Genomic DNA, 23,380 nt, shown 5'->3' with positions numbered 1-23,380 from the left:
CTTCACCGTGTTCGATGCCGGAGAGGCCTCTGGGCACAGCCCCGGCCAGATGAGTCCGACAGGCCCAATGGGCACCGAATGTGTGGCCGAAGCGGACTCCTGCGCCCCGTTGATGACACCCGCCCTGTCCTCCCGCCGTAAGGCCGACAACTACCGCGCCGGGTCTGCCCGCGCGGCCCGACTAAGACAGGGCGGATCACAGCGGAACGCTTTCACGGCCATTCTTCGCCGGGTTTCTCGTCCAATTCACCGATCCGACCAAACCTGACGACCAATTCCGGCCATCCGCTGTCGCCACCCCGGGACCGCAGCTACTTTGAGCTGGCAAAACAGCGCCGCCTCAGCAGTTCGGGGGACAGATGAAGCCGCGTGCCAAGATCCTTCATCCGGCCCGGCTCGGGCGTGCTCTGCTGGCCGTCCTCGTGGTGATCGCGGTCGTCGCGGCTTCGCTCCTCGTCAGGCGGCATATTCACCACGGTTCCGGCGACCAGAGGGCCGGGTCTTCGCCTGCCGACGCGAAGGGCACCGGCGTGGTTCCAGGGGATCTCGTACGGGTCTGGTCCGTGCCCAGTTCTTCGGGTATGCCGGTCGGTTTCGACGCGCGTTCCCACACGATGTTCCTTTGGGACAGCAGCGGCGGCAATGCGCTGACGCCACACCGGCTCACGGCGATCGACTCCCGCTCCGGGAAAACCCGGTGGGAGACAGCGACGGACCAGTGGGACATCAATGTCGACTACCTTCCCGAAGACTTCGTGCGCGGCAACACGGTCGTGGTCGAAGCCCAGGACCCCGCCGGCGCTCAGTTCGTCGTAGGGCTCGATGTCGTGACGGGCTCGGTGCGTTGGAAGCAGCAGCGTCCGGAGGAGTACGCGGAGATCGGCGTCGGAGATGCAGTGGTGGCCGTACAGACCGATCAAGACACACTGAAGGGCGTCTCCACCGACAGCGGGGAACTCCTGTGGGAATGGTCGGCAGCTCCGGGCTGTGTCCTGGTCTCGACGAAAGCCAGCGAAAGCCTGCTGGGCGCCCGCGAACGGTGCGGTACCACCGGCCGCGCGGTGGCCCTCGATCCGAGCAATGGCAGGGTCCGCTGGCGGCAGCCGACGGGCACCGGTTCCGAAGGTGAGGACGACCCTGGGCCCAACTGGGAGATCCGCGGATCCCTGATGTTCTTCTGGGCGGGCCAGCGGATCACGGCGTACAGCGGGAGCGGCCGAAGGGTCTTCGATCGGCAGTCGGGATCGACGTGCGCGAGCGAGACCTGTTTCGCCGCGAACTCGGACGTCGCAGTGATCGCCTACAACGACGCCGCGACGAAGTCGGACCCCGCCGGAACGAACAACGTCGTCCAGGCGGTCGGCCTGCGTGACGGCAGGACGTTGTGGCGGCACGTACTCCAGGTCGAACGCGTGGTCATCGTCGGCGGGTACGCCTATGTCACCGGCCGCCTGTCCAGCCCCCTGCTCCCGCCCGCGTTCGGCCGGATCGACATCGGGACGGGACGATACTCCGTCGTGGCGGCGCCCCAGTTCGATCTGAGTTCGGCGCTGATCGGCATCGACGGTGCGACGGTCGTCTCTGGGGAGACCCTCGGCAGTGAGCGCACCTCGGCCTTCCGCGCCGCGGGGCCGCCCCGGGGTGTGCTCGGCGGAGCTCCGGCGGCCCAGTGGCCGGACGCCTGCGCCCTGCTGGACGGCGGGAAGCTGGCGAGCACCATGCGCGGCTTCACCTACCGGGCGGTGCCGATACGGGCGAGCGGAACCGGACTGAGCAGGCCGGTCACCTGCCAGTACATTCCGAAGCCGACCTCGGGCCCGACGGTCGAGGTCTCGGTCGGATGGGTGGCGAGCGACCGGCGGCAGGCCACCGACGTCATTCACGGGATCACGTCCGGCAGGCCGCTGGCGGGGATCGGCGACAACGCCGTGCGCATAGACCCTGGCGAGGGCGGGGTAGAGCAGGCTGAGCTGGCCGTGCAGGTCGGCCGCTACGTCGTCTACATCCACGTGGTCCGCGAGCCCGATGCCGCATCGAAGATCGGCAGAGACGTCGCTCTCCGGCTGCGGAAGCTCCCCGCCTGAACCAGCCACACGAAGCGAAAGGCGACGGTGAACATGGCGGATGAGAACACCGAGCAGGGGCAGGCCGCCGGACAGGGGCAGAAGAAGTGGTGGAGGAGGCTGGCATGGACCGGCACCCTCGGGCTGGCGAGTGCGATCGCCGCGGTGTCCATCATCTTCCAGGACGCCACCATCAAGCTCAGTGAGAAGGTCGGGCTGCGGGAACCCGCCGTCAAGCCCGAGGGCGCACAGCCTTTCGTCGTCTCGGTGATCACCGACTACTTCCCGGAACAGGGATTCGCGTTCTCGGCGGCCTTGGACGACGGTCCACACGCGGCCGGAATACTGACCGGCAGCGAAGTCGACGATCCCCAGGGGTTGGCCAAGCTCTTGGACGATGCCGGTGGAGCCCCCCGGAAGGAGGTCGGCGTACAACTGGTCGTGACCGGGATGCGCAACACCCCCATACGGATCACCGGTATCGGGGTGAACAAGTCGGCGCGGACGAAGGTGCTCAGCGGCACCTCGATCCAACCGTCCACGCAGGGGCAGTCCTCCGTGATTCCTGTTCGGGTGAATCTCGACCAGACCCGGGCGGAGGTGAGGGACAAGAGCGGGGCGCCGTACTTCTCGCGCCACAATATCGATCTGAAACGCGACGAGCGCGCCACGATCGGCATGACCTACACCGCCGAGCACGCCACCTACAGGTGGACGCTGTCCATCGACTATGTCGACAACAAGGGGAAGCACACCGTCCATATCGACAAGAGCGGGCGCCAATACCGCACGGCCGCCGAGATCTCGTCCGGCAACTCGTTCGTCCTGACCGGGAAGGCCCGCAAGTACAAGGTGGCATACGAGTCGAACAACCCGAGCCCGGGCTATCACCTGAGATAGCGGCGGCGGGGGTGGTCGCCGGGGGCCTGTTGGGGAGCGTGGTCAGAGGTCCAGGGCGCCGGTCCTCACGCGGTTGAGGAGGACGGCGAAGGTGGAGGGGGTGAGGGCCAGGTGGCCGCCCTGGGGGTTCTTGCTGTCCCGGATGCCGATGGCGGTCGACGACTGGTGGACACGAATGTGGACGAGTACCGGATTCCAGTGCGAATGCCGCGTGTCCCCGTGCTCCTCCTGGTGGGGGTCGGCGCCCCCGTGGCCGCGGCGCTCGTCTCCGTCGTGCCGTCGGTGATCGCCACGGCGGGAACGGTGCCGGGCGTCCTGCTCGGGCTGCTGTTCGTCGTGCCCGCGATCGCCTTCTCCGTGTCGGTCGAGAGCCGGAGGAGGGCCCGGCTGCGGCACCCGCCCGTCCTGAACGCCGAGGGCATCCGGCCGCGAGACTACGCGCCAACGCCGGCCGCAACGGCGTCGAGTTCTGGTACTCCCTGGACCACTCGATCGTGCTGTCCGGCCGGCTCGCACCGGCCGTCGAGCGTCTCAGCGGCGGCAGGGTGCGGCTCGGCTGAACGCGGGCCGCGGGATAACGCCCCCCTCAAGCAATTGTGGGGGAAATTGTAAGGTTAGATGCCTTTTGTCCCAAGTTCGCGGACATAGGGGCCGAGTCACGGATAGGGGTCCGGCCGGACCGTGGTCACTTCCGGCACTCGCATCACCGCCGTCCCGCATCTCGGGGGAGCCTTTCACCCGGATTGAAGACCTCCCCGCGCTCGACTCGCAATAGGTCTCTGACCTGCGGAAATTCGTGCCACAGAATCGACCCGGCTGCTTGCGGACGGACCTTTCAGAGTGCTCTACTCAGAGTCAGCACGGGAGTGAAACACCGCAATCCGTGATCATGCGGAGCCGGACTGGGCGCCGTTCCGGACTCGCCGCAAGAGGATCAATCCGTCCCCCGCACCAGATGAGGCAGATCATGAATGACGACCGACGATCCCCAGGCGGCTCCCGCCGGGCGCCCGGAGTGTGATCGTGTGGGAGCGCACGAGCGGACTTCCCAAGGACGCCGCATTCCGCCGCCACTCCCCGAACTGAGCCGAACGCGCGGACCCGCCCTGGTGATCCCGCAGCGCGAGCGGGTCACGGTTCTCGTCCTCCTCGCCGATGTGCTGGCCCCGTGGACGGGCGTGGTGACCGCGTTCGCCGTGATCGAGGGCTTCGCCGTCCTCAACGTGATCCCCGTGGAACCGGAGCGGCGGGCCCTGACGATCGGGTGCCGCTACAGCAGGCACGGGGCGTGGTGGCTCTACCACGTCCACACCGGCGAGCTCATCGGGCCGGCGAACGACCTGGCCGGCGCGGCATGCCAGATCAGGCGCCGGCTGGAGAAGGCGGCGGCATGACTCCGCACCCCCGCAAGCGGCTCGGCAGCGTCGCCGGGGTCGACGGCCTGAGCGACGCCGAGCGGGGCGGAGGCGGGACGGCGACCGGGCCGATGGGCTACCTGGCCAAACCCGAGGCCATGGGCGCGCTGATCTCCACAATCTTCGCCGACCGGCTGCTGGAGCACGGCGTCAGGTACGCGCGCGTCGGCCTGATGACGGTCTTCGTGCAGGAGCGCGCGGGCGCCGAACTGGCCCGCATGGAGCGCTGCCCCGCGCACGAGGCGATCGGACGCGCCCTGGGCGTCGTCGCGAAGGCGTGGGACGAGGCGATGACCGTGCACGGGATGTTCCGCCAGACGGTCAACGAGTGCCAGCGCCTGGTCCGCGTGGAGCTGGAAGAGATCGTGGAGGAGCACATCGCGTTCGTCAGGGCATGCACCACGGCCGCGGACCCGGTTCCTCCGCACGGCAGGGTGCCGTAGCGGCCACGTTCGGGGAGGTCGCGTTTCTCCGTGCCGTCGCCCCGCCCGTCCGGCCGGAGAACGAAGGTGTTGCCGGCGCGTATGCGTTTTTCGGTACGCCGACGATACGTGCCGGCTCGTAGCGTCCCGAGCCTGAGTCCGTTGATGGTTAGGCCGGTTGGGGCGTTCGCGATGGCCTGTTCCGTGTATGCGATCGCGGCCGGTATCGCCGTCGGAAGTCGCGACGAAAGTCATCGGGAATGGGAGAGGGCCGTGGCCGACGGAGAATGGAATCGACGTTCACTGCTCCGGGGCGCCGCCGTGGTGGCCGGGGCCGCCGCGACCGCGCCGCTGCTGGGCGGGGCGGTCGCGGCGCAGGCCGACAGTGGTGACGCGGACGCGCTGTTCAAGGCCGGAAAGTTCGAGCAGGCCGGTCGCGCCTACGAGGAGGTCCTGAGAAAGGACCCCTCGGACGTGCACGCGGCCCGGCAGCGCGGCCTTGTGGCGCTCATGGTCAACCAGTTCGCCGACGCCGAGAAGTACCTCACCATGGCCCTCGAACTGGCACCCGGCGACAAGGACACCAACCGGTTCCTGGGCGACTGCTATATCCGGCAGGACAAGTTCGCCCTCTCTGTCCCCCGCTGGCAAGCGGCGGGCAAGGGCGTCTTCGCCAAGTGGTTCGGGGCACTCCGGGGCGAGGCGTACCAGCTCCACGGCGACATCGCGCGGCTGCCGTGGTCGCAGATGGATCCGGCACCGCAGGTCGAGGGATCGGTCAACGGCGGACCGCCGAAGCGCTTCATGTTCTACACCGGCGCCCCATGGCTCGGCCTGTCCATGGACGTGGCCAGGGAAGCCGGGCTGACCGCCGTGGCCAAGCAGCGGATCGACTACCTGAACGGCACCGCATGGCAGTACTTCGGGGTGCTGGAATCCTTCAGGCTGGGCGGCATCGAGCTGCGCAACATCCCCGTGGAGTGGTCGGAGACGGACCAGGCCTCACCCGGGGGACCCGGTGACGGCCTCATCGGCGGGTGGATCTTCTATCACCTGCTGACCACCTTCGACTACGCGGGCCGGTCGCTGATCCTGCGCCGTCCGACCGATGAGGCGGCCGGCCAGGCACGGCGCGACGCCGCTCGGGCGGGCGCCAAGCCCCTGCCGCTGTGGCTGGCCGACGAGCACGGGCTCTACAGCAGGGGCAGCATCGGCCGTTCCGGCCCGCGCGTGGTGGGCCTGTCCATCGGCGGAACCAGCGAGAGCGCCGTGGCCATGTCCGAGGAGGCGGCCAAGCAGCTGCGGATCCGAACCGACTACGACCGTCCCTTGGAGACCTTCGCGCACAGCCATCCGGTCGTCACCTACCCCTGCTATCCGGACGAGATCCGTCTCGGCGGCGCCGTCGCCAGGGAGGTCTACTGCCTGGCGAACCCGACCAGCAGGCCCCCGCGTTCCGGGTTCGACTCGCTGGGCGCCTTCTTCCACCCGTTCTTCAAGCCCTACAACGTCACCCTCGACTTCACGGGCATGAACCTCTACATCGCCCGCGGCAAGGCCGCCTGACCGAAACGGGCGGCGCCGCCTCGGCACCTCGCTTCGAACCACGCCTCAGCGTTCCTCCGGCGGGAAGTCGGTGGAGCAGGTCACGGCGGCCCAGCGCTCGGCCTCGGCGGCACGGGCCTCGGCGGACTTGCGGGCCAGGGTCAGGGCGTCGCTGCCGAGGAGCAGCCGGCGGGGCGGGTCGTCGGAGCCGACCACCTCGATGACGGCCCTGGCCGCGCGGGCCGGATCGCCCGGCTGGGTGCCGTCGTTGGCCTCCCGGTAGCGGTTGATGGCGCCCACCGTCTCCTCGTAGTCGGGACCGACGGGATGGAGCCGCATGGACGAGCCCTGCCAGTCGGTGCGGAACCCGCCCGGCTCGACGATCAGGACCTTCACCCCGAACGGCGCCACCTCGTTCGCGAGCACCTCGGAGAAGCCCTCCACGGCGAATTTCGCGGTCTGGTAGGCGCCCAGTCCCGGGGTACCGCCCACGCGCCCGCCGATGGACGAGACCTGCACGAACACCCCCGACCGCTGCGCGCGCAGGACGGGCAGCGCGGCCCGCGTCACGTTCACGACGCCGAAGAGGTTCGTCTCGATCTGGGCGCGGAAGTCGTCCTCGGCCACCTCCTCGATCGGGGCGCTGTCGGCGTACCCGGCGTTGTTGACCACCACGTCGAGGCGGCCGAAGGCGCCGGCGGCCTCCTTCACCGCGCGGACGGCCGCGGTGGGGTCGGTGACGTCCAGCGCGACCGTCCGCACCCGGCGGCCGTGCTCGGCCACCAGGTCGTCAAGTTGCTCCGGGCGCCGGGCGGTGGCCACGACCTGGTCACCGGCGTCCAGGACGGCCTCGGTGAGGTGGCGTCCGAGTCCGCGCGACGCCCCTGTGATCAGCCATGTTCTCGCCATTGGTCGTTCCTCCGTTCCGTTAGAAGTGGTCCACGTCCGCGACGGCCTGGGCGAAGGCGGTCGGCGCCTCCTGCGGCACGTTGTGGCCGATGCCCTTCAGCAGGCGGTACTCGTACGCGCCGGTGAACCTGTCCCGGTAGGACGCGTCGCTCAGCGCGGTGAACGGGTCGCGGTCGGCGTCGAGGACGATGGTCGGGGCGGTGATCCCCGGCCGCGCGTCGAGCCGCTCCTCCAGGGCGTCGTAGCGGCGCTCCCCGTCGGCGAGGCTCAGCCGCCAGCGGTAGTTGTGGACGACGATCGCGGCGTAGTCGGGGTTGCCGAAGGCCGCGGCGGTGCGCTCGAAGACGGCGTCGCCGAAGTCCCACGTCGGGGAGACGGTGTCCCAGACGAGCCGGGCCAGGTCGTGCCGCTTGCGTTCGTCCCGCATGGCCAGCCTGCCCCGCTCCGTGGCGAAGTAGTACTGGTACCACCAGGCGTACTCGGCCTTCGGCGGCAGCGGCCGGAGGTTGGCCTCGCGGTTCGTGACCAGGTATCCGCTCACCGACACCAGGGCTTTGCAGCGCTCCGGCCAGAGGGCCGCGATGATGTCGGCGGTCCGCGAGCCCCAGTCGAACCCGGCGAGGACGGCCTTCTCGATCTTGAGCGCGTCCATCAGCGCGACGACGTCGAGGGCGATCACGGACTGCTGGGCGTTGCGGGACGTCCGGTCGGACAGGAAGCGCGTCGTGCCGTGCCCGCGCAGGTAGGGGACGATGACGCGATAGCCCTCGGCTGCCAGCAGTGGGGCGACGTCGACGAAGCTGTGGATGTCGTAGGGCCAGCCGTGCAGGCAGATGACCACCGGCCCGCGCGCGGGCCCCGCCTCCGCGTAACCGACGTTCAGCAGGCCCGCTCTGACCTGTTTGACGGCGGCGAAGGACGTGTGGCCGCCGGTGGCGGGCCGCGGCGGGGTGGCGGATGCGTCCGGCAGGCCGGCCAGCGAGGCGGCCGCCCCGCCCGCGACCAGGCCCAGCCCCCTGCCGAAAGCACGTCTGTCGATCATGGTTTCCTCCGTGTGTCGATGCCATCGACTCTCGTCCGGAGGGGAGACGGCCACATCCGTCATATGACGGCGTGATCCGGCGCTGGGGGATCTCAGTCATCCGACTGTTCCCCCGGTAGAGCGTCTTGGACGATCCTTACCTGGGATCAGGCGTCGTGGGCTCTGGCCAGTGCGTCGCGTAGGGCCGCCCTAGAGGTGATACCCAGTTTCGGGAAGACGCGGTAGAGGTGGGAGCTGACGGTACGCGGGGACAGGCGCGTCCGTTGCCCGATCTCCTTGTTCGTCAGTCCCGTGGCGGCGAGTTCTGCGATCCGGTGTTCCTGCCAGGTCAGCGAGGGGTGCGGAGCCTGGGCGGGCGCTCCGCACGCCCGGAGTTCGGTGCGGGCACGTCCGGCCCAGCCGGAGGCGCCGAGCCGTTCGAACGTCTCGGCGGCGCTCGCGAGGACGGGCCGCGCGTCCTTCGGACCCCGGGCGTGCCTCAGCCGGACGCCGCGGGCGAGGCGGATGCGGGCCAGTTCGAACGGGAAGCCTGGGTGGGCCTCGGCCCGCGCGTACATGCCGTCCGCCTCCTCGTCGCCGGACGCGGTCATCGCGAGCGCCCCGTACGTGATCAGGGCGAGGCGCGGCGAGACGCCGGGCAGGCCCGCCTCCAGCGCTGCCGCGGCGTGCAGGCGGGCCTGCTCCAGGCGGCCGGTCTGCACCGCCGCCTCCACCAGGTCGAGCAGCGTCCGGGGCGCCTGGTGCGCGCAGTCCTCGAACGAGCCGGGCGCGGTGATGCCGATGGCGTGCAGGTAGGCGCCCTCGTAGTCCCCCTCGCTGAGGGCGGCGGCGGTGCCGATGGCGTCGGCGATCTGGGTCAGGAACCCCACGCCGCGCGGGCGCGCCCAGGCGTCCACGACGGCCTGCGCCTCCCGGGCGTCGTCCAGGTCGCCGCGCATGGCGGCGAGAAGCCCGAGGTGGGCGCGGCTCTGATGGGCCAGCAAGGCGTAGCCGTGGGACGTGGTCAGGTCCAGGGCGCGGCGGCCCGTCCGCTCGGCGTCGTCCCACTCGCCCGCCGCCATCTGGTCGAGCATGAGCAGTTGCAGGACGGTCATGCCGTTCGCGACGGCCCCGGTCTCCACCTCCCGGTCGGCCGCGCGCCGCAGGTACGGGCGGAAGGGGCTCAGCATGTCGACCTGGGAGGCGGCGATGGCCAGGCGCGAGACGTCCCACGGCTCCAGGACGGACGGATCGCAGAACGCGCGCTCGACGCGTTCGCGCAGGCCGGCGCCGTGGCGGACGACGTCGCTCCAGGCATCGTGGTAGATCGCCACCCTTGGATCCACACGGTCCGAGAGGGAGCGCACGAGTTCCCTGGTGCGTTCCCAGGTCTCGCCGTCGCCCGCGTACTGGCTGATGGCGAGCAGAAGGATCACGAGCCGGTCGAGCGCTTCGCCGGGGTCCCGCGCGTCCCGCGACAGCCTCTCGATCGCCGCCGCGACCCGGTGGTGCGAGGAGCGGACGTCCCCGTCCTCGTGGAGAGCGACGTAACCGGCGGTGACGGCCGTGGACGGAGACTCGGTCCCGTCCGGCGGCGGGACGGAGCCGACGATCCGCTGGGCCTGGTCCAGGAGCGCGGAATGCCCGGCGGTGAAGGCCGCGTCGCCGAGCCGCCTGGACCGCTCGGCGGCGTCCTCGCTCAGCTCCGCGGCGCGGGTCAGCCAGGTCACGGCCGTCATCGCGCGTCCCCGCCGGATGGCCGAGTCCGCGGCGGCCTCCAGCGCGGCGGCCGTCTCCTCGTCGGGATCGACCGCCGACGCCGCCAGGTGGTGCGCGCGGCGTTCGACGTCGTCGCGGTGCAGGGCGGCGAGTTCCGCGTGCGCCGCCCGCCGCCGCTCGGGCGACGCGAACTGGACGACGGCCGAGCGGATCAGCGGATGGCGGAAGACGAGATCGCCGCTGACGGGATCGACCTCCAGGAGGCCGGAGGCCGCCGCCTCGTCCGCGCGGCGCAGGCGGTACCGCGTGCCGTACGCCCGGTTCGCGGCGGTGCCCGCTCCGACGCCGTCCAGGGCCCCCTTGAGCAGTTCCTCGCGCACGGCCGGATCGAGACGCTCGATGCGCGTGCCATAGACGTGCTGGAGCCTGCGCGGTAGCGGGATGCCGATGAGTTCTCCGGCGCGCTCGCCGTCGAGGTAGGGAGGCAGGTCGAGGAGGGCCAGCGGATTGCCCTGGGCATGGTCCAGGACGAGGCGGCGGGCCCGCGGACCGAGGTGCGGGTGGCGCATGTCCAGGAGCCGTCCGGCGGCCTCGTCCGGGAGGGCCGCCACCGCGAGCTCCGGGAGGCCGGCCGTGTCGAACCGCGAGGTCGCCTCGGGCCCAGGCGCCGCGCCGGACCGCACGGCGACCAGCATCTTCACCGGGCCGCCCGAGAGCCTGCGCCCGACGAAGCCGCACACGTCCGCGCTGCCGGGATCGAACCACTGGCCGTCGTCGACCACCAGCATCAGGGGCCTGTCCGCGGCCGCCAGGGACAGCAGGTCGAGGACGGCGATGCCGAGGGCCATGACCGAGGGCGCCTTCCCCTCGCGCGGACCGAAGACGGCGTCGAAGACCGCGCGGTACCCGTCGTCCAGCCCTGAAAGGTGGGTCAGCAGCGGATACACGAGCTGGTGCAGGCCTGCGAAGGGAAGCTCCGCCTCCGCCTCGACCCCGGCGGCACGGACCACCTCGTACCGGTGCGACGCCGCGGCGCTCGCCGCGCGGTCGAGCAGGGCGCTCTTCCCGACCCCGGCCTCGCCCCGCAGGACGAGCGCCTGCCCGGTGCCCGCCGTGACGAACGCCGAAAGCCGCTCCAGCTCGCCGTCCCGGCCCACGATCGTCGAGACGTGCGCTTCCACGGCTCCCCGCTCCTTTCAGCAGCGCACCCGTCGGCCACGCCGCAGGGCTCAGGAGCACGAGGTTAGAACGGGAGCCGGCCGCCGGGTACGGCGGCGCCTCCCTTCCGCGCACTCGGCGGCCGAGACGGAACCCGGGTGAGGGTCGTTCTTCCCCGCTTGCACTGCGCGCTTGTTGATCCGCTGGGCGGTTCTTCGGAAGGTCCGGGACACGCGGGAAATGGCGTCTTGCGGCGGCGAAGGCGGCGACATAATGGCGCGAACTGTCCCGAACCAGGTAAGCGTGCCGGGCCCGTTCCGGCCCGGCGGTTATGCGGTCGCGAGCCGGGAAGACGATCTCTGGTACGTGGCGGTGGACGGGACACCCAGGGGGAAGCAGGGGGCGGGTCCGCCGTGACGGATGCAGAAAAAGGATGTCCCGGACGCGAAGGAGCGGTTCGGCGAGCGCTCCGGACTCCGGTCGCGGTGGCGATGCTCACGGTGCTGGTGCTGGCCACCGCGTGCTCCTCGTCCCACCGCCCGGCCGCCGAACGGCCCGTGAGGGCGGGCGCGGCCAAAGTGGAGACGCCCGAGAGCGCCGAGCCCGGCACGGCGGACTGGCAGGTCCGCCGCAGGGGCGCCGAACACGAGATCGAGGGGTACGCCGACCGCGTGAGCGTGCTGCCGGGCCAGTCGTTCCGGCTGTTCGTCTCCACGACGACGTCCGGGTTCACCGCCGAGGCCTTCCGGATGGGCTGGTACGGGGGCGCGAACGCGCGGCGGGTGTGGCGGTCGGGGCAGGTCGCGGGCGTCAAGCAGGCGGCGGCCCGCATCGACCGCAGGACGCGCACGGTGTCGGCGCCGTGGCGGCCTTCGCTGACCGTCGCCGCGTCCGACTGGCCACCGGGCAGCTACCTGATCAGGCTGACCGCCGCGTCGGGCGCGCAGCGGTTCGTTCCGGTGACCGTCCGCTCGCCGGACACCGCCGGGCGGGTCGTGGTGCTGAACGCGACCACCACCTGGCAGGCGTACAACAAGTGGGGCGGCTACGACCTCTACGGGGGGCCGTCCGGTTTCTCTGACCGGTCCTACGCGGTCAGCTTCGACCGTCCCTACGACAAGAACGGCGCGGGCAAGTTCCTGACCTACGAGCAGCCCGCCATCGCACTGGCCGAGAAGGCGGGCGTGCCGCTGGCGTACGCGACCGACAACGACCTGCACGCCGATCCCGCCCTGCTGGGCAAGGCCCGCGGACTGCTCACCCTGGGGCACGACGAGTACTGGTCGACGGCCATGCGCCGGCGCGTGACGCAGGCCCGCGACCAGGGCGTCAACATCGCCTTCCTCGGCGCCAACGCGGTCAACCGGCACATCCGGTACGAGGCCACGCCGCTCGGCGCCGACCGGCTGGTGGTCTGCTACAAGGACTCCGCCGCCGACCCCATATCCCGGACGAATCCGGCCGAGTCGACACAGGACTGGCGGCTGCCGCCGAAGCCCCGGCCGGAGAGCGACCTCATCGGCATCCAGTACATGTGCTTTCCGGCGGAGGGCGCGTTCACCGTCCACCGGCCCGACTTCTGGCTGTTCCGCGGCACCGGCGTGCGCGCGGGCACGCGGTTCCCCGGCATGGTCGGCCCCGAGGCGGACGCGATCGCCCCCGGCGGCCCGACACCGCCGACACTGGAGATCGTCGGGCGCTCCCCGATCAGCTGCGGGACCGGCTCTGCGGTCGCGCACGCGTCCTACTACACGACCCGCAGCGGCGCGGGGGTGTTCGCCACCGGCACCATGCGCTGGGTCTGCGCGATGCGGGGGCCGGCCTGCGGGCACGGCGTCGACGAGGCGGGCCGCGCGTTCACCACGAGGGTCACCGACACGCTTGTCCGGGCGATGGCCGCCGGGCCGCTCGGCCGCGGCCACCCGTCCCGTCCCGACGCCAGGCGGCTCACCGCCGCCCCCTAGAACCGAGGCGTGGCGTCAGTCCGTTTCGCTTCGCTGGAGGTAGGTCAGGATCGCCAGCACCCGCCGGTTGTCCAGCGAGCTGCGCGGCAGGTCCAGCTTGTCGAAGATGTGGCTGACGTGCGTGCTCACGGTGTTCTTCGAGACGTAGAGGCGCTCGGCGATCCCCTTGTCGGTCAGGCCCTCGGCGAGCAGGCCGAGCACCTCGCGCTCGGTGCCGCTCAGCCCGGCCAGCCGCTCGTCCCGGCCGCGGGCCCTCATCAGGTCGCCGATCAGCTCCGGCTCCATCACCGTGCCGCCGGAGACCAGGTGCAGGAGCGCGCGGCTGAGCTGGTGAGGCACCATGATCCGCTCCTTGAGCAGATAGCCCGTGCCCTTCTCGCCGCTCTTCAGGAGCCGTTCCGCGCATTCCGGAATGGCATGCTCGGACAGCACCAAGATCCCGAGGCGGGTGTGCTCGCGGCGGAGGTCGAGCGCGATCCGCACGCCCTCGTCACTGAAATCCGGTGGCATCACCAGGTCCAGGACGACCGCGTCCGGACGCTGCTTGGAGACCGCCGGCGCGACCTTGCCGGGGTGGTCCAGCATGCCGACCACCTCGTGCCCCTCCCCGGTGAGCAGCTGGTGCAGCCCGACCCGCGTGATCAGCTGGTCGTCGACCACGAGCACCCGCATGGCGCATCCCCTCCCCGGCCGGCCGCCGCGCACCGAAATCCTAGGTCGGCGCCCGCCCGCGGCATCGGGGCACACGAGAATTCACCATTTCTCACTAGGGCTCGTTCCGGAGAATCGGCGATGTGCCGCCGAGGCGCCCGACCGTAGCCTGACGGCCGCACCGATGGGGAATCGGTGCTCGACTGGGGGAGCCGAAGATGAGCGGCTGGCGGGTGCCCGGATACACCGAACTCGGGGAACTCGGCACGGGCGCGCACGGGCGCGTCGTGCTGGCCCGGCGCGACGGGGCGGGCGCCCTCGTCGCGATCAAGTACGTGGACACATCGGAGGGGACGGCTCCGCGCCTGCCCTCCGACCACGAGGCGAGGCTCATGGCGTCGGTGGACCACCCGAACGTGGTCCGGTTGCACGACCTCGTCCGGGGCGGCACGGGGGTCGCGCTGGTCATGGAGGCCGTCGAGGGCGTCTCGCTGGCCCGGGTGCTGAAGGAGCACACCGGCCTGGAGCCCGAGGCCGCGCTCACCGTACTCAAGGGCTCCCTGCTCGGGCTGGCCGCCGCGCACGCCGCCGGGGTGGTGCACCGCGACTACAAGCCCGACAACGTCATCGTCGGGGACGACGGCGCCAGCAAGCTCATCGACTTCGGGGTCGCCTCGGTCTCGGGGGACCGCTCGGTCGCGGGCACCGCCGCCTACATGGCGCCGGAGCAGTGCAACGGCGACCCGGCCGGGCCCGCCGCCGACGTCTACGCGGCCACCGGCGTGTTCGTGGAGTGCGTCGCCGGACGCCCGCCGTATCGGGGGGACCGGGGCGTGGTGCTGATGGCCCAGCACCTGCACGCGCCGATCCCGGCGGACCTCGTGCCCCGGCCGCTGCGCGGGCTGGTGACGCACGGGATGGCCAAGAGCCCCGCCGAGCGGCCGCCGAGCGCGGCGGAGTTCGTCCGGGACCTGGAGGCCGTGGCCGTCGAGGCGTACGGCGAGGACTGGGAGAGGCGCGGCCTGGCGGCCCTCGCAGCCGCGGCGCCGGCCCTGATGCGCGGGGCCGGGGCCGGCGCCGCACAGGCCGGGACCACCATCGCCGACACGGCGATCGGCGGCGGTGCCGGCTCGGCCGGGGCGGGTGCGGCCGCATTCCCGGTGGGTGCCGCCGCCGCCAAGGACGTCGCGGCGGATCAGGCCAGGCGGTCACTCCTCCCCGGGCTGGCGGCCCTGGGCGTCCTCGTGCTGGTGCTGATCGGGTCGGGGCTGTTCGTCCTGCGCGCCGACAGGGCGACGCAGGCCGTGGCGGACCGCAGGCCCAGGACGCCGCATTCCTCCGCGCCGCCGCCCTCGTCCCCGCCCTCCTCGCCTCCGAAGCCCTCGCCCCGCTCGCCCTCGTCCCCGCCGCCGTCCTCCTCGCCGCCGTCCTCCTCGCCGCCTCCGGCGTCGTCCCCGGCCCCGCCCACTCCGCCGAACCCCGGCCGGTCGGGTGGACCCGGCCCGGCCGGTGGAGGGAAACGGCAGCAGGACGGGCCGGGGCCCTCCGGCCCGACCGGGGGCGGAGCGCCGAGGGGCGGCCCCTCCGCGCCCCCCGACGAAAACGCCGGGAGCGGCACCCCCTCCACGACGGTGACCCCGTCCTCGAAACCGGGCACCCCGCAGCCCCCGACGCCCAAGCCTCAACCCCCGACGCCCGGCCCGGAGCCTTCGACGTCAGAGCCGGATCCGAGCGGCTCGGAAGCGCACGGCACGCCGGCCGAACCCGGGCCGCCGCATCCGGAGCCGTCCACCCCGGCCGAGCCCGGGCCGGCGATCTCCGCGCACTCCCTCGGCACGACGAGCGCGTCATGACCCACCGGACCGAGGAGTTTCGATGACCGTTCCCATGAACGCGGGCGGGCCGCCCGGCCGCGCCATGCCGCTGGGGCCGCGGGACCCGCGCCGGTTCGGTGAGTTCCGCACCGCCGGCGTCCTCGGCGAGGGCGGCATGGGCAGGGTCTACGCCGGGCGGGCCCGGGACGGGCGGCTCGTGGCGATCAAGGCGATCCGCCCGGAGCTGGCGCGCGACGAGGGCTTCCGCGCGCGGTTCCGCCGCGAGGCCGCCAGCGCCGTCCGGGTCCCCGCGTACGCCACCGCCGAGGTGCTGGCGGCCGACCCCGACGCACCCGTCCCGTACCTGGTCACCGAGTACATCGACGGCCCCAGCCTGCACGAGCTCGTGGCGGGCGGCACCGCCCTGCACGGCGCCGAACTGCACCAGCTCGCGATCGCGGTGGCCACGGCGCTGAAGGGGATCCACGGGGCCGGGATCATGCACCGCGACCTCAAACCCGGCAACGTGCTGCTGTCCCGGCTCGGGCCCCGCGTGATCGACTTCGGTATCGCCCGGACGCCGGAGGCCACCCGGATCACCGCCAGGGGCCAGGCCCTGGGCACCCCCGCCTACATGGCCCCCGAGCAGCTCCTCGACGATCCGCGCCCGGCGTCCGACGTCTTCGCCTGGGGCGGGGTGGTGGTCTTCGCGGCCACCGGGCGGCGCCCGTTCGGCGCCGACACCACCGAGCGCATGATCGGGCAGATCCTGAACGACGCGCCCGACCTGCGCAGCCTGCCGGGCGTCCTGCGCGCCGCGGTCTCCGCCGCCATGGCCAAGGACCCGGACGCCCGCCCGACCGCCTCGCGACTCCTGGAGATGCTGGGCGCCTCGGACGAGGCCTCCCCCGCCGCCGCGCTCTCCGGCGGCGCCTCCCCCGCCGACCCCGCACCCACGCGCGCCCACGCCACCGGACCGGCACCGCTGACCCGGAGTGAGACGGCCCTCGCCTCCCCTGCGGACCTCCCGCCCGTCGAGCGGACCACGACCGACGCGCCCACCGCCCGGCTCCCCGAGGCGTACCGCACGACCTACGTCCCGCCGAAGCCCCGGCGGCGACGGCGCGTCGTCCGCCTGCTGACGACGCTGCTGATCCCTCTCGTGGTGGCGGCGGCCCTCTTCGCCTGGACGCATCGGCCCGCCGGGGGCGCGGGGCCGGTCGTGACCGCCGTGGACGTCAAGGTCGACGACCCGCGCCCGCCCTGCGGGGACGAGGTCAACGTCACCGGCACGCTCACCACCGACGGGAAGCCCGGCGACATCTCCTACCAGTGGTGGCGCAGCGACGAGGACGCCCCCGAGCCGCCGCGCCGCCAGGCCGTCGAGAAGGGCCGCACTCGCACGACCGTGCATCTGCTGTGGAAGGTGCACGGCACCGGGCGCCACAGGTTCACCGCGACGCTGGCGTCCCTGGGCGACCACGCGCTCCAGGACTCCGCCTCGTTCACCTACTCCTGCGCGAGATGACCCGGCTCGGCATCGACCGGCTCGGCGTCCACGGGCTCAGCCTCGACGGGTGCCGGCTCGGGCGCGGCGTGATCCGGCTCTCGCGGGCGGCGCGGCTTCGGCGCGAAGCGGCCGGGGCACGGGATGACGGCCGTCAGAACGGTCCCCTCTGCGGGGCCGGACCGCAGGTCGAGGGTGCCGTCCACGGCCGCCACCCGATCCTGTAGGCCGGACAGGCCCGACCCCGGGCGGGCGGCGGCACCGCCCACCCCGTCGTCGGCGACCCGCACGGTCAGCCGCCCGCCGGCGAGGTCGGCGGTGACGTCCACTTGTTCCGCGTCCGCATGCCGGAGCGCGTTGGTCAGGGCCTCGCTGACCACGAAGTAGGCGGTCAGCGCGATCGGCTGCGGCAGGTCCTTCATCGGGTGGTCGGCGTGCAGCCGGACGGGCCCGTCGGCGCGCCGGATCAGCTCGCGCAGCGCGGCCCGCAGCCCCTCGGTGGTCAGCACCGCCGGATGGATGCCGCGGGCCAGCTCCCGCAGGGAGCGCAGGGCGGCGCGCAACCGCGCCTCGGCCTCGTCGATGGCCCTGTCGACCTCCCGGCGGCGCCCGGACGGGACGGTGCGGGCGACCGCGTCGCGCACCCGCGCGAGTTCCATCCCGACCCAGATGAGCTGCGGCTGCGCGCCGTCGTGCAGGTCGCGCTGGAGGCCGTGGCGGGCGGCGTCCTCGGCCGCGACGATCCGCGCCAGCAGCGCCCGGACCTGGGCGAGGTGGGCCCGCGCGGTCGCCTGCAGCCGGGTGTTCTCCAGGACCAGCCGGGTCGCCTCGGTCACCGCCTCCAGCAGCCGGGGCTCGGCGTGCAGCGTCGGGTCGTGGATCAGCACCGCGACCGGGTCGCCGGGGTCCCCGATCACGGTGATCGCGGTGGCGGCGTCCCGCGCGGGGACCTCGACGGGCGTCCCCTCCGCGCTGATGTACCCGCCGTCCAGCGGGAAGGCGATGCGCAGCCGGGGGTCGTGCAGCGTCCCGGCCAGCTTGGACTGAAGGCGCCCGGGCGGCAGTTCGGCGATCTCCCGGACGAGGTCGGACACCCGCGCCTCGTCCAGCCGCTCGCGCAGCAGCCCCGTGAAGAACGCCGCGGGGATCGACACCACCGCCACGAACTGCGCCAGCGCCAGCGTCCGGCCGAAGGCCGGGTAGGCGAACCACGGCAGCAGCGCGCCCTGGACGCTCACCACCGCCCACAGCCCGGCCGTGACGACCATCGCGGCCGTGGGGAAGGCCAGCACCCGGCGCTCCCGCCACCCGGCCCGCCGGTAGCGCCGGACGATCACCGAGCCGCCGACGACGACCAGGATCCCGCTGCCCACCGACAGGACGAGCCCCGCCACGTCGCTCAGCCAGGCGTCGTGGACCGGCCTGATCGGCGCGCACACGTCCTGGCAGGGGCCGTCCGGCCGGGGCATGCCCACGAGGGCGATGACGGCGGCGTTGAACACCCCGAACAGGTAGCCGCCCGCGACCACGCGCCGTCCCGCCGTGTCGCGCACGGTCCCCGTCGGGTAGGCGAGGAAGACGTGCGCGCCCAGCGGAAGCTGGAAGGCGTTCAGCCAGGACGAGAACATCACGAGCAGCCGGAGGCCGAGCGAGCCGGTCTCGAGGCCGAACGCGGCGGGTGCGGTGCACCCCAGCAGCAGCCCGAGCAGCAGCATCAGGGGGCCCATGGGCCGCCGGGGGCGCACCCGGACGACCAGGAACCCGGCCAGCAGCCATGCCCCGATCTGCGCCAGTTCCTTGGTGTAGAACAGCGGCCCGAACATCCCCCAGCCGACCGCGAGCCTGGTGTCGAACGCGATCAGCGCGGCGCCCGCCGCCGGCAGCGCCCAATGGCGCGGGCGCACGGATTCCACGTCTTGTTCATCCACCGCACTGTTTCCGGACAGCCGAATTCCGGATGCCCTGTCTCGCCGACTCCACCGCGGGCACGGTCAGGGTAACAGCACGAGATCGCAGCTTTACGCCCATTCCAGGGTTGCCGCCGGGCCAGATCAGGCAGGCCCCGCAAACGAAGAACTCCCCTTTTGAATTTCCAGCGCGCGAGTGGTCGAGTGGGCCACGGGAAGCCGCAGGTCACAATGGCGGGGCCCCCAGCCCCGACTTGCCCATATTCGCCGACTTCCTCCCGATCCGGAACAGCACTTTCCGCGAACGCGTGCTCGAGGTCAGGCCGCGACGACGGCCACCGCGGTACGGCCGCCGTGGCGGTGTCGCCCCCGCGAGGCCCGCTCCCGGGTCCGGGCGGCGAGTTCCGGCGGGGACGATCTTGCGCATCCGGCCCGGGTCGACACGGTGAACCTTGCCGCCCTGTTCACAGGTGCGGACATGCCATCCAAACAAGAGTCAGGAGTTCGACATGCACCTCGACTTGGGCCCGGCCACGGCAACCGACGTTCTCGAGATCGGTCCCGGCCGGGGTGAGCTCCGGATCCGCCCCGCCGAAGACGGCGAGATCCGCTGCTCCCTGAAAGCCGGCGGCCCCCGGTCCACGGAGGCCGCCGCAGCGGCCACCCTCGCCATGGGCGAGGATGGCCGGTTGAAGTTGGCCGTTCCCCGACTGCGCAAGCCCAGTCGGGGCGAGAACATCCGAAGCTGGGTCTACACGACCGCACAGGCGACGTTCTACTCGTTCGTCCTCCTGGCCGTGTTGTCCTCCCCCCTCACGGTGGGCTTCGCGATCTTCGCCAGGGAGGGCGTGCTCACCGCCGCCCTCACCCTCGTGATGGTCGCGATCGTGTGCCTGATCACCGGCCTCTGCGTGCGCGCCGCCGGCCACGACGCCACGGAGACGCTGGAGATCGAGGTCGTGGCTCCCTTCGGCACGTGGGTGTGCTACCGCACGAAGCACCAGGACGGGAAAAGCGTCCAGGTCCCCCCGAGCACCGAAGGCGTGGTCATCAGCGAGTGATCGCCCGACCCTGATGAGGGTCTGGCGGATGCTCGCACTCACCACCCGAGTGGCTCCTCCCTGCGGAGGAGCCACTCGTCTTTCGGGGGGCACCAAGCCGAGCATCGGCCCGGCGACCGGTGGAGGCGGCCCCGCCGCCGCAGGCGGTCGCTAGTGGCGGGCCTTGAGCTTGTAGGTGGCCTTCTTGGGGGCCGGGGTCGGGGCCTTGGCGGCCTTGCGCTGGGTCGTTCCGGCCTTGAGCAGCTGCTTGAGCTTCGCGGCGACCGGGCCGGAGGCCACGCTCTCCGGGGTGTTGCTCGCGTTGATGCCGTTGCCCAGGTTCAGGACGCCGGTCATCTTCATGGAGTTCTGCGACGCGGGCGAGGGCAGGCCCATCATCTGGTTGATGACGCCGTCCAGGATCCCGAACGGACCGCAGCCCTTGGCCGCCGGGACGTCGATGGGCGCCTCCAGCCTGACTGCCGCGGGGACGAACCCGAGGTGCGGGTCGCCGTTCGGCGCACCGGCCAGGAACGTGGTCGGCAGGCTCGCGGTGATCGGGCCGATGACGCAGGTCGTGCCGAGCAGCGAGTTGTTGAGCTGGACGTTCAGCGGCACCCGGACGGCGAGTCCGGTGTCGGTCAGGTAGAGGTGCACCTTCCCGGCCAGCGACTGGCTGATCGTGAGGCGGTTGACCTCCCACATCGCGGCGGGCGACTTGCCGAGGACCGGGCCGATCAGGGGCAGCTGCCCGATGAGGCCGCCCGGCACCTCCACCGGCTTGGAGACGAGCTGCTCGCCGATCACGGGCGGGTCGAGGACGAGGTCGCCCGTCTCGTCCGGCGCGCCGAGGGAGCCGGTGATGCGGATGGCGCCGTTCGGCAGGCTCTGCTCGAACGTGCCGATCTTGACGTTGCCGCCGGTGGTGACCTGCGTCTGGCAGAGGGTCTCCGCCGCGCACTGGTTCTGGAAGCGCGCACCGGGGGTGGGGCTGACGCCCGGGGTCGAGGTGGGCACCGCCGGGTGGGACGAGCCGGACGGCGGGTCCGCCGGGTCGAAGTGCCCGATCAGGCCGCGGCCGGGCTCGGTGAACCAGAGGTGGCCGCCGGGGCCGTTGATGATGCGGGTCGGCGCCGACAGGGTCGCCGGGAGCGGATACTCGGCGATCTCGCCGGTGGCGGGGTCGAGGCTGCCGATGTTGCTGGCGGCGGCCTCGGTGAACCACAGCTTGCCGTCGCGCGCGACGATTCCGGTGGGGTCGGAGTCGGGGCGCGGCGGGGCGTACTCGGCGACCTCGCCGGTGGCCGGGTCGATGGAGCCGATCCGGCCGACGCCGGGCTGGGTGAACCAGACCTTGCCGTCCGGGCCGGACACGATGTCGCCCATGCCCGGGTAGCCCTGGTTGGTGAACGGCGTCTCGTGCGGGACGACCTCGCCGGTGGCGGGGTCGAGCCGGCCGACCAGGCCGCTGCTGTCGCTGAACCAGACCGCCTGGTCCGGGCCCACGGTGACGCCGTACGGGGAGAGGCCCGTCGCGTACGCGGTGACGTTCCCGGACGGGTCGACGCGGCCTATGGTGCCCGCGGTGCCGCCGGAGACCCACACCGACCCGCCGGGGCCGGGTGTGATGCCGGCGATCTGCGCGTTGGCGAAGTTCACGTCGCCCGTCGTGGGCAGCTCGAACAGGGTCGCGGCGCCGCTCGCCGGGTCCACGCGCCCCACCCGGGGGACGCTGTAGGACACGTCGGTGAACCAGATCGCGCCGTCGCTCGCGGCCGTCATCGCGTCCGGGATGCCGGCCAGGCCCTGCGAGTTCTCGCCGACCTTGAACTCGGTCACCTTGCCGTCCGCGCCGACGCGGCCGATCCCGCCGGCGTTCGCGGCGTACCAGACGGTGCCGCCCGGTCCGGCGGCGAGCCCGACCGGCGCGACGTCCGGCACCGGCAGCGCCACCTCGGTCACCCGGCCGTCGGCCGACGCCGCCGGCACCGCCGCGAGCGGGCTCAGGCCGAGCACCGCGGCGAGGGCGAGGGATCCCGCCCGTGTACGTCGATGGCGCATGCCATCGCCTCCTATGGTTCCTCATCCCCGAAAGCCGACAGGGCAGCGGTGATCGCGAAGGATCACAGGGGGCCAATAGAAACTCTTGAGTGTCCAGAGTCAAGCAAGATCGCCGGAACGGGCCGCTATCGGCCAGGCGGTACACCGGAACGTTCCCGGGCGCACCGACCGCGCGGACCACGGCCCGGGGCCGGGCCGTGGTCCGACGAAGGCGGCGAGCCGGAGACGCGTCGGCGTCTCCGGCTCGCCGGGGTGGGTGCGGAGGGCTGCGGGGTGGACGGCCTCCGCGGTCGCGTGCGCCGCGTCAGCGGGTCACGGCGAGGTGACGTTGATCTGCGGGAACGTCCCGCCGCTGTTCTTGACGATGTAGGCGCCGCTCAGGGAGGCGGTGTCCCCGTTGTTCGCGATGCCGAGGCAGCCGGCGGTGACGTTGCTGATGGTCAGGCTGGCGCCGCCGGCGGTCAGCTTGCCGGTGCCGTTGGTGTAGGAGCCGGACGCCGTGCCGTTGATGTCCATCTGGCAGAGGCCGAAGGCCGCCGAGGCGTGCGCGGAGATGCCGCTGATACTGCCCGGCGTGACGCCGCCCGCCGTGGGACCCGTGACGTTCACCTTCCAGGGAAGGGCCTTCGTGGTCACGGTGAAGGTGAATCCGCCGCCCTTGCAGTTGGTGAACCCGATCGAGCTGAGCGAGCCGACCTGGAGCGGCGAGCTGCCGCTCTTGGTCCCGTTCGGGATGCTGCCGGCGCCGGTGGAGGCGGTGCAGGTCACCGCGATGCCGGTGCTGGTGTCGGTGATGACGAGGTTGCCGGAGTTGGTGGCGGTCACCGAGCCGCCGCTGGTGACCGTCGCGGTGAGGGTCGCGGCGTTGGCGGCGGGGGCGAGGAACAGCGCGAGCGCGGACGCGCTCGTGGCGGCGAGTGCCACCGAGGTGATCTTACGCACGGGGAATGACCTTTCCTGGGGGTGGGACCGGGTGCCTGGGGACGGGCACGGGCCTTCCTGCGTGGGTGGGTGTGAGCTCACCATTCACCTACCAGCCAGTACGGTAAGCGGAGAATTTCACGGCCGACAAGGCTCGAAGGGGGGACCGACGCCGATTCCGGCAAGGTCTGTCAACGGCTGAGTAAAACCCGCCGTGGAGTTTGTGCGCCGATGAGGAGGCGGTGTGCGGGCGGGAACGGTCCGACCGGAAATCGTCATGAGGTCGCGCCGATATACGTCGCGCCGTCATATCCGCGACTGACTCTCCGCGACGCCCCGCTGTCAGCGACCCTATTCATTTTC

Annotated in this window: 17 protein-coding genes; 9 read left to right on the top strand and 8 right to left on the bottom strand. The window is 72.2% G+C overall.

The features are described 5' to 3' along the window. Positions 1-359: 359 nt before the first annotated feature. The gene (locus tag FKD65_RS26810; RefSeq protein ID WP_141580096.1) at positions 360-2,084 is read left to right on the top strand and encodes a PQQ-binding-like beta-propeller repeat protein; all 1,725 of its coding nucleotides are present in this window, start codon (positions 360-362) and stop codon (positions 2,082-2,084) included. 33 nt (positions 2,085-2,117) lie between these two features. Continuing rightward, a complete protein-coding gene (locus tag FKD65_RS26805) occupies positions 2,118-2,963 on the top strand; it encodes a hypothetical protein (RefSeq protein ID WP_141580095.1) in 846 nt (281 codons plus the stop codon). A 42-nt stretch (positions 2,964-3,005) separates the two neighbouring features. Here the strand turns inward: FKD65_RS26805 and FKD65_RS45740 are convergent, their stop codons facing one another. Further along, positions 3,006-3,359: a DUF397 domain-containing protein gene (locus tag FKD65_RS45740; RefSeq protein ID WP_240809622.1), complete on the bottom strand. Its 354-nt coding sequence runs from the start codon at positions 3,357-3,359 to the stop codon at positions 3,006-3,008. Positions 3,360-4,072: 713 nt separating this feature from the next. Here FKD65_RS45740 and FKD65_RS26795 point away from each other — a divergent pair. The 3 genes from FKD65_RS26795 (at position 4,073) to FKD65_RS26785 (ending at position 6,366) form a co-directional block, all read left to right on the top strand. After that, entirely contained in the window at positions 4,073-4,357 is a 285-nt protein-coding gene (locus FKD65_RS26795) for a hypothetical protein (protein WP_141580094.1), read from the top strand. Continuing rightward, positions 4,354-4,821: a hypothetical protein gene (locus tag FKD65_RS26790; RefSeq protein WP_141580093.1), complete on the top strand. Its 468-nt coding sequence runs from the start codon at positions 4,354-4,356 to the stop codon at positions 4,819-4,821. Before FKD65_RS26795 ends, FKD65_RS26790 begins: the two co-directional genes overlap by 4 nt. A gap of 252 nt (positions 4,822-5,073) precedes the next feature. Then, positions 5,074-6,366 (top strand): aspartyl protease family protein, encoded by a 1,293-nt coding sequence (locus FKD65_RS26785; RefSeq protein WP_168221204.1) that lies wholly within the window; start codon positions 5,074-5,076, stop codon positions 6,364-6,366. A 45-nt stretch (positions 6,367-6,411) separates the two neighbouring features. Here the strand turns inward: FKD65_RS26785 and FKD65_RS26780 are convergent, their stop codons facing one another. The 3 genes from FKD65_RS26780 to FKD65_RS26770 form a co-directional block, all read right to left on the bottom strand. Continuing rightward, complete coding sequence (locus FKD65_RS26780; RefSeq protein WP_141580091.1) at positions 6,412-7,254, bottom strand: oxidoreductase; 843 nt, start codon at positions 7,252-7,254, stop codon at positions 6,412-6,414. 19 nt (positions 7,255-7,273) lie between these two features. Beyond that, positions 7,274-8,296: an alpha/beta fold hydrolase gene (locus tag FKD65_RS26775; RefSeq protein WP_141580090.1), complete on the bottom strand. Its 1,023-nt coding sequence runs from the start codon at positions 8,294-8,296 to the stop codon at positions 7,274-7,276. Between the two features lie 146 nt (positions 8,297-8,442). Beyond that, positions 8,443-11,175, bottom strand: coding sequence for a LuxR family transcriptional regulator (locus FKD65_RS26770; RefSeq protein ID WP_141580089.1), 2,733 nt, complete (start codon positions 11,173-11,175; stop codon positions 8,443-8,445). A 468-nt stretch (positions 11,176-11,643) separates the two neighbouring features. On the opposite strand from FKD65_RS26770, the gene FKD65_RS26765 reads away from it, so the two are divergent. After that, positions 11,644-13,116: a N,N-dimethylformamidase beta subunit family domain-containing protein gene (locus FKD65_RS26765; RefSeq protein WP_141587098.1), complete on the top strand. Its 1,473-nt coding sequence runs from the start codon at positions 11,644-11,646 to the stop codon at positions 13,114-13,116. 15 nt (positions 13,117-13,131) lie between these two features. On the opposite strand, the gene FKD65_RS26760 is transcribed toward FKD65_RS26765, so the two are convergent. Further along, positions 13,132-13,788 carry a response regulator transcription factor gene (locus FKD65_RS26760; RefSeq protein WP_141580088.1) on the bottom strand — a complete coding sequence of 219 codons (657 nt, stop codon included), beginning with the start codon at positions 13,786-13,788 and terminating at the stop codon, positions 13,132-13,134. Between the two features lie 197 nt (positions 13,789-13,985). Here FKD65_RS26760 and FKD65_RS46335 point away from each other — a divergent pair, with 197 nt between their 5' ends. Beyond that, on the top strand, positions 13,986-15,620 hold the full coding sequence (locus FKD65_RS46335) for a serine/threonine-protein kinase (RefSeq protein WP_141580087.1): 1,635 nt from the start codon (positions 13,986-13,988) through the stop codon (positions 15,618-15,620). 22 nt (positions 15,621-15,642) lie between these two features. After that, positions 15,643-17,109 (top strand): serine/threonine-protein kinase, encoded by a 1,467-nt coding sequence (locus tag FKD65_RS26750; RefSeq protein WP_141580086.1) that lies wholly within the window; start codon positions 15,643-15,645, stop codon positions 17,107-17,109. Here FKD65_RS26750 and FKD65_RS26745 read toward each other — a convergent pair. Then, positions 17,091-19,001, bottom strand: coding sequence for a sensor histidine kinase (locus FKD65_RS26745; protein ID WP_141580085.1), 1,911 nt, complete (start codon positions 18,999-19,001; stop codon positions 17,091-17,093). The two genes, FKD65_RS26750 and FKD65_RS26745, sit on opposite strands and share 19 nt — an antisense overlap. Positions 19,002-19,504: 503 nt before the next feature. On the opposite strand from FKD65_RS26745, the gene FKD65_RS26740 reads away from it, so the two are divergent. Beyond that, complete coding sequence (locus FKD65_RS26740) at positions 19,505-20,056, top strand: hypothetical protein (protein WP_141580084.1); 552 nt, start codon at positions 19,505-19,507, stop codon at positions 20,054-20,056. Positions 20,057-20,206: 150 nt separating this feature from the next. Here the strand turns inward: FKD65_RS26740 and FKD65_RS26735 are convergent, their stop codons facing one another. Beyond that, positions 20,207-22,096, bottom strand: a complete 1,890-nt coding sequence (locus tag FKD65_RS26735) for a hypothetical protein (RefSeq protein ID WP_141580083.1) — start codon at positions 22,094-22,096, stop codon at positions 20,207-20,209. 312 nt (positions 22,097-22,408) lie between these two features. Further along, positions 22,409-23,038 carry a hypothetical protein gene (locus FKD65_RS26730; RefSeq protein WP_141580082.1) on the bottom strand — a complete coding sequence of 210 codons (630 nt, stop codon included), beginning with the start codon at positions 23,036-23,038 and terminating at the stop codon, positions 22,409-22,411. Between the last annotated feature and the right edge of the window lie 342 nt (positions 23,039-23,380).

This window comes from Actinomadura sp. WMMA1423 (genome assembly GCF_006547145.1).
Lineage (GTDB): Bacteria > Actinomycetota > Actinomycetes > Streptosporangiales > Streptosporangiaceae > Spirillospora.
The sequence above is the reverse complement of the archived record's forward strand: the minus strand, read 5'-3'. Positions and strand labels throughout refer to the sequence as shown.